Source organism: Streptomyces sp. NPDC004647 (assembly GCF_040609575.1).
Lineage (GTDB): Bacteria > Actinomycetota > Actinomycetes > Streptomycetales > Streptomycetaceae > Streptomyces.
Genome location: NZ_JBEXKU010000026.1, coordinates 17,570 through 32,875 on the forward strand (window position 1 = coordinate 17,570; position 15,306 = coordinate 32,875).

Consider the following 15,306-nt stretch of genomic DNA (forward strand, 5'->3'; position numbering starts at 1 on the left):
AACAGGGACGTTACTGAACGGTAAGGAGAGCGGCATGCAGCTCGGGATCAACCTCGGCTACTGGGGCGCCGGAATGGATGCGGACAACCTCGCGGTTGCCCGCGAGGCGGACAAACTCGGTTATGCCGTCTGCTGGGCCGCGGAGGCGTACGGATCCGACGCCCCCACCGTTCTGTCCTGGGTCGCTGCCCAGACCGAGCGGATCGATGTCGGCTCCGCCATCTTCCAGATCCCGGCCCGCGCCCCCGCGATGACCGCGATGACCGCCGCCACCCTCGACTCGCTTTCCGGCGGCCGGTTCCGCCTCGGCCTCGGTGTCTCGGGCCCGCAGGTCTCCGAGGGCTGGTACGGCGTCAAGTTCGACAAGCCCCTCGCCCGCACCCGCGAGTACGTGGAGATCGTCCGCAAGGCGATGTCCCGCGAGCGTCTGACCCACGAGGGCGAGCACTGGACCCTGCCGCTGCCCGGCGGTCCCGGCAAGCCGATCAAGCTCACCGTGCACCCGGAGCGTGAGCACATCCCGCTCTACATCGCCGCCATCGGCCCGAAGAACCTCGAGCAGACCGGCGAGATCGCCGACGGCGCGCTGGTCATCTTCTTCGCCCCGGAGCACGCGGAGGAGACCACGCTCGGCTCGCTGCGCGCCGGCCGCGAGAAGGCGGGCAAGACCCTCGAGGGCTTCGACATCGTGCCGACCGTCCCGCTGGCCATCGGCGACGACGTCAACGCCCTCGCCGATCAGTTCCGCCCGTACACCGCCCTCTACGTGGGCGGCATGGGCAGCGCGAAGCAGAACTTCTACAACAAGCTTGCCCAGCGCATGGGTTATGAGAAGGAAGCCGCCGAGATCCAGGAGAAGTACCTCTCCGGCGATAAACAGGGCGCTGCGGAAGCCGTCCCGCACCAGCTGATCGACTCCACCACGATGCTCGGCTCCGTCGACCGCATCGCCGACCGCATGCAGGCCTACGCCGGGGCCGGCGTCACCACGCTGTCCCTCGCCCCCGCGGGCTTCACGCTCGACGAACGCCTCGCCTCGCTGCGTGCGGGCGTCGAGGCCCTGGAGCGCGCCGGCCTGGCGGAGTAGCGCCCGGGAGGAACAACGGGAGGAGCAAGCGGCCCGGGGCGGCCGGAAGCCGGGATTCAGCCCGGCACCAGCCGCCCCAGCAGCCGTCCGAATGCGACCAGTCGCGCGATCTGCCCCGCACCGCCGTCGTCCAGGGACTTACTGAACCGGAAGGCCTCGGGCCGGAACCGCGCCGCCGTCAGAGGGGCTTCCGGGTCGCTGCCCGGGACCGGATTCAGCTCGTGCGGCGTACCCGTCGCGAGCACCAGATGCACCCCGCGGTCGACGCGCCGGCCCGACACGTCCCGCCCGACCAGCGTGCGCATCCCCACATGCCGGATGGAGCCCAGCGGCAGCACCTGTACGGACGAGTCGAGGACCGTGCTCCCCGGAGAGTTCTCATCCGCCAGCTCCTCGCTGTGCCACAGGATGAGCCGTTGTCCGTCGCAGACCGCGGCCTCCTGCCACACCGAGGTACCGGCCTCGGTCAGGTCCACCACCCGCTCCAGGGTGAAACCCCGCACCCGGCGCCGTCCCAGCACCCCGTCGATCGCGTCCAACGCGACCTCCGCGTGCAGGAAGTAGGCGCGCGCCGCGTCGTCCAGACGCTCGTACGGCGCCCAGTCGGCGCCTGCGGGCCCCAGGCGCCGGGGTGCGGTGCGGCTGCCCCGCGCCGCTCTGCTGAACTTGCCCACCCGTCTCACAACCCCCTCCAGGCTCGGAACAACCCTACCCAGGGGCGGTTGGGGGAGAGGCGAAGAGGTTTCCGCGGCCGTGGTGGGGGCTCGGGGGTCTTCCCCGCCACGGCCGTCATACGACACAACGCGGCGCGCCCCCTCGGGGTTACGCGCCCGAAGTGACCGTGCGCTCCGCCTTTCGGCGCAGTTGTCCGGTCCACGTGTTGCCCGACGACCCGGAGCCCATTTGACTTTCCCCTGGCGGACGCCCGTACGGAGGTGGCAGTGATGCTCTCGGCCCGAAGCCTGTTCCAGGAGATCCTCGACGACGACGAGTCGTTCCGGCTGTTCTGCTCCATCGCCGCCAGCGGCGAGGCGCAGGGCGGCTGGGAGAACGCCCGGATCGCCGCGCTCGTTCCCAAGTCCCGGCGCGAGCTGAGCCCCAAGATCGTCCGGCACGGTGCCGACGAGGACAAGCACGGCCGGATCTTCCAGGCCCTGATGCGCAAGCGCGGACTCGACCCGGTGGACGTCCCCGGGGACACCGACTACACGATGCTGCTGGAGCGGCAGGGCATCGGTCTCGCCCATGAGAAGCTGCGCGCCGACCAGCCGCTGACGGAGCGGGACATCGTCTGCTACCTGGCGCACAGCAGGGTCACCGAGCAGCGGGCCTCCGAGCAGATGCAGCTGCTGTGCAAGCACTTCGCCGACCACCCGGACCTGGGCCGCGCGGTCAGGGTGATCTCGAGCGACGAGGACAACCATCTCGCGTACTGCCACGAGGAGCTGCTGCGTCTCGTCGCTGAGGGGTACGGCCCGGCGATCCGGAAGATCCTGCGGGAGAGCGCGCTGGCCGAGATCCGGGTCTACCGCGATGTGAGTCTCGCCGTGATGGCGCACATGGGGCGCATCCTGGGCTGGTCGAAGCCCAAGGCGGCTGCCCTGGCAGCCGGGATCCACGCGGTGTACGCGTACGAGCGGGTCGCGGGCTGGCGCCGGATGGTCAGCCTGACGATGCCCGAGCGGCGGGACGCGCTCGGCGGTCCCGCGACGACGGCGCCCGAGTTCGCGTGAGGCCGGAGCCGCAGTCGCAGTCGCAGTCGCAGCCCGAGGCTAGGAGACGGGGCCGGTGGCCGGGAATGGGCTGAGCCGGGCTCGGACCGCTGCGGCAGGACCTACAGCCAGCCGCGGTGCTTGAACGTCCGGTAGAGCAGCACCACCGCGCCGGCCATGAGTATCAGCACCGACGGATAGCCCCAGACAGTCGTCAGCTCCGGCATGTGATCGAAGTTCATGCCGTAGACCCCGGCGATCATCGTGGGCACCGCGGCCATCGCCGCCCACGCGGAGATCTTCCGCATGTCGTTGTTCTGCCGCACACCCATCTGCGCCAGGTGTGCGCCCAGGATGTCGGAGAGCAGCCGGTCAAAGCCCTCGACGTACTCGTTGGCGCGCGTCAGATGGTCGTTGACATCGCGGAAGAACGGCTGCGCGTGCTCGTGCACGAACGGCACTCCGGGTCCGGTCAGCCGCAGCATCGGCTCGGCCAGCGGACCCGCGGCCCGGCGGAATTCGACCACCTGTCGCTTGAAGTTGTAGATCTGGGCCGCGGCGTTCTTCGTGTCCGCCCCGGTCGGGGCGAACACATCCGCCTCCAGCTCCTCCAGGTCCACCTGCAGCTCCGCCGCCACCTCGAGGTAGTGGTCCACGACCGCGTCGCACACCGCGTACATCACCGCCGTGGGGCCGTGCTTGAGGACCTCGGGCTCATCCTCCAGACGCTGCCGCACCTGGGCGAGCGGGGCGCCCTCCCCGTGCCGGACGGTCACCACGAACGAGTCGCCGACGAACACCATCAGCTCGCCCGTGGTCACCGTGTCGGCGGCGTCGTCGTAGAGGACCGGCTTGAGGACCATGAAGAGGGAGTCGTCGTACACCTCGAGCTTCGGCCGCTGGTGCGCGGTCAGCGCGTCCTCCACGGCCAGCGGGTGCAGTCCGAATTCGCTGGTCACAAGATCGAACTCCTTCTCGGTCGGTTCATGAAGACCGATCCAGAGAAAGGAGTCCCCCGCGGCGCGGGCCTCGTCGAGGGCGTCGGAGAAGTCGGCGGTGCCCTCGGTGCGGCGCCCGTCGCGGTAAATGGCACAGTCCACGATCACGCCCGGTATTCTCCACTGCCCGTGGGGGGGATGCACGGGGGGCCGGGTTGCGCGGACCCGTAGGGTTTGGGACATGCCCACGCTGATCCTCGTACGGCACGGCCGCTCGACCGCGAACACCGCGAAGGTACTCGCGGGGTGGACGCCCGGAGTCGCTCTCGACGAGCGCGGCGCCGCACAGGCGGCCGCGCTGCCCGGCCGGCTGGCGGGACTGCCGCTGGCCGCCGCCGTCACCAGCCCTCTGCAGCGCTGCCTGGAGACGCTGCGCCCGCTCCTCGATGCCCGCCCCGGTCTGCCGCTGCACGAGGACGAGCGGATCGGTGAGTGTCACTACGGCGACTGGAGCGGCCGCAAGCTCGCGGAACTCGCCGACGAGCCGCTGTGGACCACCGTCCAGCAGCACCCTTCGGCCGCCGAGTTCCCCGGGCCGGAGGGCGAGTCCGTACGGGCCATGCAGGCGCGCGCGGTCGACGCCGTACGGGACTGGAACGCCCGGATCGAGGCGGAGCACGGCGCAGACGCCGTGTATCTGATGTGCTCGCACGGCGACATCGTCAAGTCACTGGTCGCCGACGCCCTCGGTCTGCATCTGGATCTCTTCCAGCGGATCTCCGTCGAGCCCTGCTCGGTCACCGCGATCCGCTACACCCCGCTGCGGCCGTTTCTGCTCCGGCTGGGCGACACCGGAGAGTTCCGCGCGCTGGCGCCGGACGGGAACGGATCGGGCGGCGCCGACGGCGACGCCGCCGTGGGCGGTGCCGCGGGCGCACCGTGATCGCCACGCGCAGTAGGGTGGACGGGCCGCGGCACCGGCACGCGTGACTACGCGGCCGACCCGATGCGCACCGCCCAGACCCCCTGCAGTCGATCACAAGGGAGCAGGACGTGTCCCGTCAGGTGTTCCTCTATGACCCCCCGGACCGGTTCGTCGCCGGTACGGTCGGGCTGCCTGGCCGCCGGTCCTTCTTCCTCCAGGCGACCGGAGCCGGCCGGACCACCAGCGTCGCCCTTGAGAAGACCCAGGTCGCCGCGCTCGCCGAACGGATCGACGAGCTGCTGGACGAGGTCGTGCGCCGTACGGGAGGCAACGCGCCGGTGCCGGCCGTCGCCCCGTCCGAACTCAGTGACTCGGCTCCCCTCGACGCCCCCATCGAGGAGGAGTTCCGCGTCGGCACCATGGCGCTCGCCTGGGACGGCGAGGAGCAGCGCATGATCGTGGAGGCACAGGCGCTGGTCGAGCTCGAAGCGGAGACCGACGAGGACCTCGCCGAGGCCGAGGAGCGGCTTCTGCAGGACGAGGAGAACGGTCCACCGATGCTGCGGGTCCGGCTGACCGGTCCGATGGCCCGTGCGTTCGCCAAGCGTGCGCTCGAGGTGGTCAACGCCGGGCGCCCGCCGTGCCCGCTGTGCAGCCTGCCGCTCGACCCGGAGGGACACGTATGTCCGCGCCAGAACGGATATCGCCGCGGGGCATGACGCCGGCGGAGCCGTCCGGGCCGGACGGCTCCGCCGATGCCGGCCCGGCGGGGAGCGATGCGGCGGACGCGGTGGCGAGTGACGCGGCGAACGATGCGGGGCACGAACTGCTCGCGCTCGGTGAGCTGACGGTCCGCGGGCGGGTCCGGGAGGCGTCGAACGCGGTGCTGCACTGCGCCGTGGAGTTCGACGGGCAGCGGGCCGCCTGCGTCTACAAGCCGGTCGCCGGGGAGCGCCCGCTGTGGGACTTCCCCGATGGCACCCTCGCTCAGCGCGAGGTGGCGGCGTACGAGCTCTGCCGCGCCATGGGCTGGGATCTGGTGCCTCCGACCGTGCTGCGCGACGGCCCGTACGGCGAGGGCATGTGCCAGCTGTGGATCGAGGCCGACCCCGGAACCGAGCTGCTGGCTCTCGTCGACGGAGAGAAGCCGGGGGCCGGATGGAAGGCCATCGGCTTCGCCGAGGTGGGCGAGGGCGAAACGGCACTGCTGGTGCACGCGGACGACGCGCGGCTGCGCAGCGTCGCCGTGCTCGACGCGGTGATCAACAATGCCGACCGCAAGGGCGGTCATCTGCTGCCGACGACCGACGGCCGGCTGTACGCGATCGACCACGGCGTGACCTTCAACGCCGAGGACAAGCTGCGCACGCTGCTCTGGGGCTGGGCGGGGGAGCCGCTCACCGAGGAAGCGCTCGATGCGCTCGGCCGGCTCTCGGCGGAGCTGGCCGAGGACGGCGGGACGGCCGCCCGTCTGGCCGAGCTGATCACGGCCGTCGAGCTGGATGCCGTACGGGCCCGGGTCGCCGGGCTGCTGCGCACCGGACTGCACCCCGAGCCGGGCGGACGGTGGCCCGCGATTCCCTGGCCGCCGGTCTGAGTGTCCAGCCGCCGGTCCGTGTGTTCGAGGCTCCTGGCGGCCCGGTACCGGATGACGCGGCCGGGCGTTGATATCGGCTCGCTCTTCCGGCGCCCGGCGTTCGCCCTCGGCCCGCGCGCGCGGTGGGCGGGTGGCGCGAACGCCCCCAACCATGCTCAGGGGCGATCGCGCAAGGGTGCCGATCCGGCCATCCCTGTGTCTCCGGTTCGTATGCGGAACGCGCATCCGGTTAGGCTCAAGGCATGTATGCCTGGCCCGCTTCTGAGGTACCCGCCCTGCCCGGCAGGGGCCGCGACCTCCGGATCCACGACACCGCGACCGGGGAGACGATCACCCTTGACCCCGGCCCCGTCGCCCGCATCTACGTCTGCGGGATCACTCCGTACGACGCCACCCATCTGGGTCATGCGGCGACCTACAATGCGTTCGACCTCGTTCAGCGCGTGTGGCTCGATACGAAGCGGCAGGTTCACTACGTTCAGAACGTCACCGACGTCGACGATCCGCTGCTCCAGCGGGCGGAGGCCACCGGCACCGACTGGGCCGAGCTCGCCGAGCGCGAGACCGCCCTTTTCCGCGAGGACATGACGGCGCTGCGGATGCTCCCGCCCCGGCAGTACATCGGCGCCGTCGAAGCGATACCCGGCATCGTGCCGCTCGTCGAACAGCTCCGCGACGCGGGCGCCGCGTACGAACTCGACGGGGACATCTACTTCTCCGTGGAGTCCGACCCCGCCTTCGGTGAGGTCTCCGGTCTCGACACCGAGGCCATGAGCGAACTGTCCGCCGAGCGCGGCGGCGACCCGGAGCGCCCGGGAAAGAAGAACCCCCTCGATCCGAGGCTGTGGATGGCCGCCCGCGAGGGCGAGCCGAGCTGGGACGGCGGCACACTCGGACGCGGCCGCCCCGGCTGGCACATCGAGTGCGTCGCCATTGCCCTCGACCACCTCGGCATGGGCTTCGACATCCAGGGCGGCGGCTCCGACCTCGCCTTCCCGCACCACGAGATGGGCGCCTCGCACGCCCAGGTGCTCACCGGTGAACACCCCTTCGCCAAGGCCTATGTGCACGCCGGCATGGTCGCGCTGAACGGCGAGAAGATGTCCAAGTCCAAGGGCAATCTGGTCTTCGTCTCCGCTCTGCGCCGTGACGGGGTGGACCCGGTGGCGATCCGGCTCGCCCTGCTGGCCCACCACTACCGCGCCGACTGGGAGTGGACGGACGCGGTGCTGGACGAGGCCTTCGAGCGGCTCGGCCAGTGGCGAGCGGCGGTTTCCCGGCCCGACGGGCCGCCCGCCGACGCACTTGTCGAGGAGATCCGTGAGGCCCTCGCGAACGACCTGGACGCGCCGGCGGCGCTCGCCGCGGTCGATCGCTGGGCTGCGGCACAGCAGTCCGCGGGCGGCACCGACGAGGGAGCACCCGGCGTGGTGTCGCGCGCCGTCGACGCGCTCCTCGGCGTGGCTCTGTAGCCCGAAACGGCCCGCACGCCCTGTGGGAGAGGGGCGCTCCTTCGCCGAAGGAGCGCCCCTCTTCGTATGCGGGGGTGAGCAGTTGAGCCTGCCCTTGGGCGGTGGAGACGCGCGCCGCGCCGCCCGCGCGGATTACCGGCTACTCGTCCTACTCGTCGCCGGAGCCGGATGCGGAGCCTGAGCCGCCTGTCTCCGTGCCGGGGCCGGAGCCCGAGCCGGTATCCGTGCCCCCGTCAGTCCCGGTGCCGGTCCCGGTACCGGTGTCCTTGCCCGGCCCTGAGCCGGTCTCGGACGCCGGTCCGGTGTCCGTCTGGTCGTCCTCGTTCCTGGCGTCCTTGGCCGGAGGCTTCGGCGGCCGCCTACGCCCGCCCGAGGTGCCCCGGCGATACGAGCCGGCGTCCCGCCCGGCATCCCGACCGTCGGCCGTCCCGCCACCCTCGGTCGCGTGCCCGCCCGGCTGCGCGGGCCCCGGCTGCCCGTCCCGCCGCCGCAGATAGCGCTCGAATTCACGGGCGATGGCCTCACCCGACGCCTCCGGAAGCTCCGCCGTGTCGCGCGCTTCCTCCAGCGACTGGACGTACTCGGCGACCTCGCTGTCCTCGGCCGCCAGCTGGTCCACCCCCAGCTGCCACGCCCGGGCGTCCTCCGGCAGCTCGCCCATCGGGATCCGGATCCCGATGAGGTCCTCCAGACGGTTGAGCAGCGCGAGCGTCGCCTTGGGGTTCGGAGGCTGCGAGACGTAGTGCGGTACGGCCGCCCAGAGGCTCACCGCGGGCACGCCCGCGTGCGTGCACGCCTCCTGCAGGATCCCCACGATGCCGGTCGGCCCCTCGTAGCGGGTCTCCTCCAGATCCATCGTCCGGGCCAGATCGGGGTCGGAAGTGACGCCGCTGACCGGGACCGGGCGGGTGTGCGGGGTGTCGCCGAGCAGCGCGCCCAGGACGACCACCATCTCCACGCCCAACTCATGGGCGAATCCCAGGATCTCGTTGCAGAACGAGCGCCACCGCATGCTCGGCTCGATGCCCCGCACCAGGACGAGATCCCGCGGTTTCGGGCCGCTCACCCGGACCACCGACAGCCGTGTGGTGGGCCAGGTGACCTTCCGGACACCGCCCTCCAGGAATACGTTCGGCCGGTTGACCTGGAAGTCGTAGTAGTCCTCGGCGTCCAGCGCCGCGAAGACCTCGCCCTTCCATTCCCGGTCCAGATGCCCGACCGCGGTGGAGGCGGCGTCGCCGGCGTCGTTCCAGCCTTCGAACGCGGCCACCATGACCGGGTCGATCAGCTCGGGAACCCCCTCGAGCTCGATCACCCAGCGCCTCCTTCCGACCGGGCTGGTCGTCTGGGACCCCCCGGCTGCCGTTCCATTGCGTGCGCCCCCAAGCCTACGGCTTCGCGGTTCCTCGTCCGCAGCCCCCTGCAGAGAGTCGCCAGCAGATTCATCCGAGCTGTTCCGGGCAACTTCCGGCAGACCGCTGGACGCTGGCGCCCTATCGAGGCTATACATCGGACCACCGGGAAAGGTCCGATGTTCTTACGCCTGTGTCCGGAGGGTCGAGCGAAGCCACTGCTCCACGCTCGCGATGTGCACCGTCGCCCAGGAGCGAGCCGCCTCCGCGTCGCGGTCCCGCAGGGCGGCCAGGATCGCGCGGTGCTCGTGGAGTGTCCGGCTCACCGCGTCCTCCTGGGTCAGCCCGCGCCAGATACGGGCCCGGGTCGTGGGCCCGGACAGCCCGTCGAGCAGCGAGCACAGCACCGAGTTGCCGCCGGCCTGCACGATGCCCCGGTGGAACTCCAGGTCACTCGCGACCAGTTCCTCCACCGAGGGGTCCGGCCCCAGCGCGTCCAGCTGGGCGCCGAGCCCATCGATCTCCTCGGTGCTGATGCGGGTGCTGGCCAGAGCGGTCGCCGCGGGCTCCAGCATCCGGCGGACCGCCAGGAACTCCAGTGCGGTGTCGTCGCGGTGGAAGTCCACCACGAAGCTCAGTGCCTCCAGCAGCAGTTGGGGATCGAGGCTGGTGACGTACGTGCCGTCGCCCTGCCGCACATCGAGGATGCGGATGAGGGAGAGTGCGCGCACCGCCTCGCGCAGCGAGTTGCGTGACAGCCCGAGCTCCGCCGCGAGTTCGCTCTCCTTCGGCAACCGGTCGCCGGGGCGCAGCGCGCCGGAGACGATCATTCCCTTGATCTTCTCGATCGCCTCGTCGGTGACGGCCATGAACGCCTCCTCGTCCGGGGTCAGGCTCTCTTCAGGGCCGAGACCTCCGATGTATCGGCTCATTATGCCCGGTGCGCCACGGCTCACGGACGTCGCTTGCACGACGGACCCGGCCGTGTGGTTGCCGCCGCCGTGGTTCCCCGCCCCGCATACGCCTGATCCAAGTGACCGGAATCCGCCCGTGAACGCGGGCCCCGGTCGACGCCGGGCCCCGCCCGCAGCGAGAAGGGCAAGGCAAAGGGGGAGAGGCCCCCATGGCCTCTCCCCCCTCGATCCCGCGATCAGGCCTTCTCGGCCAGCATCTCCTTGACCCGGGCCCGTACGTCCTCGCTGTCCTGGCCGCGGATCGTCAGGGTCGTACGGCGGCGCAGCACGTCGTCGACCGTCTCGGCCCACTCGTGGTCCCGGGCGTAGACGACCTGCGCCCAGATCTCCGGGCCGTCCGGGTGGATGCGCTCACCCAGCGCCGGGTCCTCGTTGACGAGCCGGGCGATGTCGAAGGACAGCGAGCCGTAGTGGGTAGCCAGCTGACGGGCAGTCAGCGGATCCATCCGTACGCCCGGCTCGCGGTCCACCAGCAGCCGGTGCGCCACCGCGTTGGGGTTGGCTATCCCGGGCAGCGGCACCCGCCGCGGCAGCCGGGAGAGCGGCTCCATGTCCTCGTTCAGCGGCGTGCCGGGCAGCTGCGCGAGCTTGTTCATCACCGTGCGGCCGATGTGCCGGTACGTGGTCCACTTGCCGCCGGCGACCGACAGCATCCCGCCGCGGCCCTCGCTCACCACCGTCTCGCGCTTCGCCGACTCGGTGCCGCCCGGCCCGCCGGGCAGCACCCGCAGACCGGCGAAGGCGTAGGTGATCAGGTCGGGTGAGAGGTTCTCGTCGCGCACCGAGAAGGCGGCCTCGTCCAGTATCTGCTGGATGTCGGTCTCGGTGGCGCGCACGTCCGCCGGGTCGCCCTCGTACGCCTCGTCGGTGGTGCCCAGCAGGAGCTGGTCCTCCCACGGCAGTGCGAAGGTGATGCGGTACTTGTCGATCGGGGTGGCCATCGCGGCCTTCCACGGCGCCTTGCGCTTGAGCACGATGTGCGCGCCCTTGGAGAGGCGGATGCTCGGTGCCGCGCCCTTGTCCTCCAGCTTGCGCAGGTGGTCCACCCACGGGCCGGTGGCATTCAGCACGACCCGCGCGTCGACACCGAACTCGGTGCCGTCCAGGCGGTCCTTGAGCTCCGCGCCCGTCACCCGGCCGTGCGTGAAGCGCAGCCCGGTCACCTCGGCGTGGTTGAGCACGACGGCGCCCGACTCGACGGCGGCGCGGACCGTCATGACGGCCACCCGCGAGTCGTTCATCTGGTGGTCGTAGTAGACCGCGACGGCCTTGAGGTTCTCCGTACGCAGCCCGGGGTTGCCGGCCAGGGCCTTGGCCGGGGAAATGACCTTGCCGACGCCGTCGCCGAAGGCGGACAGTGCCGAGTAGGCGAAGACGCCGGCGCCCAGCTTGGTCGCGCCGACCGGTCCGCCCTTGTAGACCGGCAGATAGAAGGTGAGCGGGTTGACCAGGTGCGGGGCCACGTCCTTGGCCAGCACCCGCCGCTCGTGGTGGTTCTCCGCCACCAGCTTGACCGCGCCGGTCTGCAGGTAGCGCAGACCGCCGTGCACCAGCTTGGAGGAGGCGGAGGAGGTGGCGCCGGCGAAGTCGCCGGCGTCCACCATCGCCACCCGCAGCCCGGACTGCGCGGCGTGCCAGGCCACCGAAGTGCCCAGGATTCCGCCGCCGATCACCAGGAGGTCGTACGTGGCCTTCGAGAGCCGTTCCCGGGTCTCGGCGCGGCGAGCGTGGGATGTACCACGTGAACCGGCAGCCGGGTGCGTCCCGAGGCTCGGGACGCTCTGCAGGGTGCTCATGTTTACTCCTCGTCCTCGATCCAGCTCATGGTCCGCTCGACGGCCTTGAGCCAGCTCTTGTACTCGCGGTCGCGTACGTCCGCGTCCATTCGGGGTGTCCACTCGGCCGCCCGGCGCCAGTTGGCGCGCAGGGCGTCGGTGTCGGGCCAGAAGCCGACGGCCAGGCCGGCGGCGTAGGCAGCGCCGAGGCAGGTGGTCTCGGCGACCATCGGCCGCACCACGGGTGCGTCGAGGACGTCGGAGAGCGTCTGCATCAGCAGGTTGTTGGAGGTCATACCGCCGTCGACCTTGAGCGCCTGGAGCTCGACGCCCGAGTCCTTGCTCATCGCGTCGACGATCTCGCGGGTCTGCCAGGCGGTGGCCTCGAGCACGGCGCGCGCGATGTGCGCCTTGGTCACATAGCGGGTCAGGCCGGCGATCACACCGCGGGCGTCGGAGCGCCAGTACGGGGCGAACAGGCCGGAGAAGGCGGGTACGAAGTAGGCGCCGCCGTTGTCCTCGACCGAACTGGCCAGGGTCTCGATCTCCGCGGCGCTGTTGATCAGGCCCATCTGGTCCCGCATCCACTGCACCAGCGAGCCGGTGACCGCGATCGAGCCCTCGAGGGCGTAGACCGCCTTCTCGTCGCCGATCCGGTAGCCGACGGTCGTCAGCAGGCCGCTGTAGGAGTTGATGGCCTTGTCGCCGGTGTTCATCAGCAGGAAGGTGCCGGTGCCGTAGGTCGACTTGGCCTCGCCCTCGGCGAAACAGGTCTGGCCGAACAGCGCCGCCTGCTGGTCACCGAGCGCGGAGGCGACCGGGACGCCCTCCAGGACGCCCTTGGCGGCGCCGTACACCTCGGCGGAGGAGCGGATCTCCGGCAGCACGGCCGCCGGGATCTCCATCGAGGTAAGGATCTTGTCGTCCCACTGCATGTCGTGCAGGTTCATCAGCATGGTGCGGGAGGCGTTGGTGACGTCCGTGACGTGGACGCCGCCCTCCGTGCCACCGGTGAGGTTCCAGATGACCCAGGAGTCCATGGTCCCGAAGAGGATCTCGCCGGCTTCCGCTCGCTCGCGCAGGCCCTCGACGTTGTCGAGCAGCCAGCGGATCTTCGGTCCTGCGAAGTACGCGGCGAGGGGGAGGCCGGTCTCGCGGCGGAACCGGTCCTGGCCGACGTTGCGGCCGAGCTCCTTGCACAGGGCGTCGGTACGGGTGTCCTGCCAGACGATGGCGTTGTGCACCGGCTCGCCGGTCGCCTTGTCCCAGAGAACGGTCGTCTCACGCTGGTTGGTGATGCCGATGGCCTTGATGTCGTCGCGGGTGATACCCGCCTTGTCGAGGGCGCCGGCGACGACCTGCTGGACATTGGTCCAGATCTCGGTGGCGTTGTGCTCCACCCAGCCCGGCTTCGGGAAGATCTGCTCGTGCTCCTTCTGGTCGACGGAGACGATCCGGCCGTCCGTGTCGAAGACGATGCAGCGGCTGGAGGTGGTGCCCTGGTCGATGGCGGCGATGAACGGGCCGGCGGTGTGCGCGTCGGTCACGGTGTGCTCCTGGAAGTGAAGAAGACGTCAGGGAGGGCTTACGCGAAGGCGAGCTCGTACAGACCGCCGGCGAGAGCGCCGCCGATCAGCGGTCCGGCGACCGGGATCCAGGCGTAGCTCCAGTCGGATCCGCCCTTGTTGGGCAGCGGCAGCAGGGCGTGCACGATACGCGGACCGAGGTCACGAGCCGGGTTGATGGCGTAGCCGGTGGGCCCGCCCAGCGAGAGGCCGATACCGACGACCACGAGCGCCACGATCAGCACACCGGTGCCGGAGACGCCCAGGCCCTTGGTGAGACCGAGGGTGAGAATCGCGAGGACCAGCACCGCGGTGCCGATGATCTCGGTGGCGAGGTTCTGTGCCACGTTCCGGATCTCCGGGCCGGTGGAGAAGACACCGAGAACCGGGCCCGCAGTGGGGGAGACGCTCTTGTCGACGAGACCTTCCTCGTCCTCCTTCGCGACGATCTCCGGGTCGGTCAGGTGGGCGTGGAACTGGCCGTAGTACGCAAGCCAGGCCAGGGTGGCACCGATCATCGCGCCGAGCATCTGACCCGCGAAGTAGACCGGCACATCGCCCCACTCGCCGCTGGTGATGGCGATGCCGACGGTGACCGCCGGGTTGAGGTGCGCACCGGAGAGCGGGGCGGATATGTAGGCGCCGGTGAGGACGGCGAAGCCCCACCCGAAGGTGATGGCGAGCCAGCCGGCGTTGAGGGCCTTCGAACGCTTCAGGATAACGGCGGCGACCACGCCGGCGCCGAGCAGAATGAGAACGGCGGTACCGATGGTCTCGCCGATGAAGATGTCGGAGCTGGACACCCGCGACTCCTTTTCCTTCGTCCAGGGAAAGGCGGGCCACGGGGTCCCACCCGTTTGGCCCGCGCCCTCGGTGAGGGCGGTGACCGGTCCGCAGCAGAAGCCCACCATAGCGAAAATTATCGGCAGGTGTTCGACAATGCCGACCGGTGAACGGCAGTTTTCTTCACGGCCAAGACCCCGTCAAGAGTCGCGCCACGGCAATCTCGTTCCGTTGTCCAAGCGTGACGCGCAGCCCGGACGCCCCCGGTGACAGGCGGCAACGCAGGGTCAGAAACGACCCGCGCCCAGATCCCGTGACACCGCGCGTGCGCAGTCCCGTACGGCCGCGACCAGCGACGATCGCAGCTCGCCGGCATCGCAGACCCGCTCCACCGCTCCGGTGATGCCCACCGCGCCCACCGGCATCCGGCGCCGGTCGTGGATGGGGGAGGCGACCGAGGCGACGCCGTCCCAGGTCTCCTCGACGTCCGCCGCCCAGCCGCGCGCCCGGGTGAGGTCGAGAACGCCCTCGAAGTCGCCGAGGCCGGTCACCGTATGGGCCGTGAACGTCTTGCGGTCCGCCTCGATCACCTGGCTGTGCGCCACCGGGTCGTACGCCGACAGCGCCTTGCCCAGCGCCGTGCTGTGCAGCGGCTGCATGGCGCCGACCTCCAGCACCTGCCGGCTGTCGTCCGGCCGGAAGACGTGGTGCACGATCAGTACGCCCTGCTGGTGCAGCACGCCCAGATAGACGCTCTCGCCGCTGGAACGCGCCAGATCGTCGGTCCACACCAGCGCCCGCGCCCGCAGCTCGTGGACGTCCAGATAGCTGTTGCCCAGGCGCAGCAGCTCCGCGCCGAGCTGGTAGCGGCCGGAGGTCGGGTCCTGCTCGACGAAACCCTCCTGCTGGAGGGTGCGCAGTATGCCGTGGGCCGTGCCCTTGGCCAGGCCAAGAGCGGTGGCCACATCGGACAGGCCGAGCCGGCGCTCCCCGCCGGCAAGCAGCCGCAGCATCGCAGCCGCTCGCTCGAGCGACTGGATCGTCCGCGCCATACGGGCAACCTCCTCCACCACCAAGGGTTCGACAATGCTGAACACTATCGGTGAATGCCGACCTCGTGGTACCG

General features: G+C 70.7%; 14 protein-coding genes. 6 read left to right on the top strand and 8 right to left on the bottom strand.

The features are described 5' to 3' along the window. Window positions 1-34: 34 nt before the first annotated feature. Window positions 35-1,087, top strand: a complete 1,053-nt coding sequence (locus tag ABZW18_RS14035) for an LLM class F420-dependent oxidoreductase (RefSeq protein ID WP_356186676.1) — start codon at window positions 35-37, stop codon at window positions 1,085-1,087. Window positions 1,088-1,143: 56 nt separating this feature from the next. On the opposite strand, the gene ABZW18_RS14040 is transcribed toward ABZW18_RS14035, so the two are convergent. Then, window positions 1,144-1,770, bottom strand: coding sequence for a hypothetical protein (locus ABZW18_RS14040; protein WP_356186678.1), 627 nt, complete (start codon window positions 1,768-1,770; stop codon window positions 1,144-1,146). A 261-nt stretch (window positions 1,771-2,031) separates the two neighbouring features. Between ABZW18_RS14040 and ABZW18_RS14045 the strand changes: the two genes are divergently transcribed. Beyond that, entirely contained in the window at window positions 2,032-2,820 is a 789-nt protein-coding gene (locus tag ABZW18_RS14045) for a ferritin-like domain-containing protein (protein ID WP_356186680.1), read from the top strand. A 101-nt stretch (window positions 2,821-2,921) separates the two neighbouring features. Here ABZW18_RS14045 and corA read toward each other — a convergent pair whose 3' ends face one another. Then, window positions 2,922-3,914 carry a magnesium/cobalt transporter CorA gene (gene corA / locus ABZW18_RS14050; protein WP_356186817.1) on the bottom strand — a complete coding sequence of 331 codons (993 nt, stop codon included), beginning with the start codon at window positions 3,912-3,914 and terminating at the stop codon, window positions 2,922-2,924. A 64-nt stretch (window positions 3,915-3,978) separates the two neighbouring features. Here corA and ABZW18_RS14055 point away from each other — a divergent pair, with 64 nt between their 5' ends. The 4 genes from ABZW18_RS14055 (at window position 3,979) to mshC (ending at window position 7,731) form a co-directional block, all read left to right on the top strand. Continuing rightward, on the top strand, window positions 3,979-4,680 hold the full coding sequence (locus ABZW18_RS14055) for a histidine phosphatase family protein (protein WP_356186682.1): 702 nt from the start codon (window positions 3,979-3,981) through the stop codon (window positions 4,678-4,680). Window positions 4,681-4,790: 110 nt separating this feature from the next. Continuing rightward, on the top strand, window positions 4,791-5,381 hold the full coding sequence (locus tag ABZW18_RS14060; protein WP_356186685.1) for a DUF3090 domain-containing protein: 591 nt from the start codon (window positions 4,791-4,793) through the stop codon (window positions 5,379-5,381). Next, the gene (locus ABZW18_RS14065; RefSeq protein WP_356186687.1) at window positions 5,378-6,259 is read left to right on the top strand and encodes an SCO1664 family protein; all 882 of its coding nucleotides are present in this window, start codon (window positions 5,378-5,380) and stop codon (window positions 6,257-6,259) included. Before ABZW18_RS14060 ends, ABZW18_RS14065 begins: the two co-directional genes overlap by 4 nt. A 242-nt stretch (window positions 6,260-6,501) precedes the next feature. After that, window positions 6,502-7,731 (top strand): cysteine--1-D-myo-inosityl 2-amino-2-deoxy-alpha-D-glucopyranoside ligase, encoded by a 1,230-nt coding sequence (mshC, locus tag ABZW18_RS14070; protein ID WP_356186690.1) that lies wholly within the window; start codon window positions 6,502-6,504, stop codon window positions 7,729-7,731. Window positions 7,732-7,879: 148 nt separating this feature from the next. Here the strand turns inward: mshC and ABZW18_RS14075 are convergent, their stop codons facing one another. From ABZW18_RS14075 to ABZW18_RS14100, 6 genes are all read right to left on the bottom strand, one after another. Then, window positions 7,880-9,046 carry a PAC2 family protein gene (locus tag ABZW18_RS14075; RefSeq protein WP_356186693.1) on the bottom strand — a complete coding sequence of 389 codons (1,167 nt, stop codon included), beginning with the start codon at window positions 9,044-9,046 and terminating at the stop codon, window positions 7,880-7,882. A 222-nt stretch (window positions 9,047-9,268) separates the two neighbouring features. Next, complete coding sequence (locus tag ABZW18_RS14080; protein ID WP_356186696.1) at window positions 9,269-9,952, bottom strand: FadR/GntR family transcriptional regulator; 684 nt, start codon at window positions 9,950-9,952, stop codon at window positions 9,269-9,271. 281 nt (window positions 9,953-10,233) lie between these two features. Beyond that, window positions 10,234-11,853 carry a glycerol-3-phosphate dehydrogenase/oxidase gene (locus ABZW18_RS14085; protein ID WP_356186698.1) on the bottom strand — a complete coding sequence of 540 codons (1,620 nt, stop codon included), beginning with the start codon at window positions 11,851-11,853 and terminating at the stop codon, window positions 10,234-10,236. Window positions 11,854-11,855: 2 nt separating this feature from the next. Next, window positions 11,856-13,379 (bottom strand): glycerol kinase GlpK, encoded by a 1,524-nt coding sequence (gene glpK / locus ABZW18_RS14090; protein ID WP_356186701.1) that lies wholly within the window; start codon window positions 13,377-13,379, stop codon window positions 11,856-11,858. A 38-nt stretch (window positions 13,380-13,417) separates the two neighbouring features. Next, window positions 13,418-14,200: an MIP/aquaporin family protein gene (locus ABZW18_RS14095; protein WP_356186704.1), complete on the bottom strand. Its 783-nt coding sequence runs from the start codon at window positions 14,198-14,200 to the stop codon at window positions 13,418-13,420. A 267-nt stretch (window positions 14,201-14,467) separates the two neighbouring features. Then, on the bottom strand, window positions 14,468-15,232 hold the full coding sequence (locus ABZW18_RS14100) for an IclR family transcriptional regulator (protein ID WP_356186706.1): 765 nt from the start codon (window positions 15,230-15,232) through the stop codon (window positions 14,468-14,470). Window positions 15,233-15,306: the final 74 nt, after the last annotated feature.

Coding starts and splice junctions, on each gene's coding strand:
- ABZW18_RS14035 (WP_356186676.1), top strand. CDS start 35: ATGCAGCTCGGGATCAACCTCGGCTACTGGGGCGCCGGAATGGATGCG.
- ABZW18_RS14045 (WP_356186680.1), top strand. CDS start 2,032: ATGCTCTCGGCCCGAAGCCTGTTCCAGGAGATCCTCGACGACGACGAG.
- ABZW18_RS14085 (WP_356186698.1), bottom strand. CDS start 11,853: ATGAGCACCCTGCAGAGCGTCCCGAGCCTCGGGACGCACCCGGCTGCC.
- ABZW18_RS14100 (WP_356186706.1), bottom strand. CDS start 15,232: ATGGCGCGGACGATCCAGTCGCTCGAGCGAGCGGCTGCGATGCTGCGG.
- mshC (WP_356186690.1), top strand. CDS start 6,502: ATGTATGCCTGGCCCGCTTCTGAGGTACCCGCCCTGCCCGGCAGGGGC.
- ABZW18_RS14080 (WP_356186696.1), bottom strand. CDS start 9,952: ATGGCCGTCACCGACGAGGCGATCGAGAAGATCAAGGGAATGATCGTC.
- ABZW18_RS14055 (WP_356186682.1), top strand. CDS start 3,979: ATGCCCACGCTGATCCTCGTACGGCACGGCCGCTCGACCGCGAACACC.
- ABZW18_RS14065 (WP_356186687.1), top strand. CDS start 5,378: ATGACGCCGGCGGAGCCGTCCGGGCCGGACGGCTCCGCCGATGCCGGC.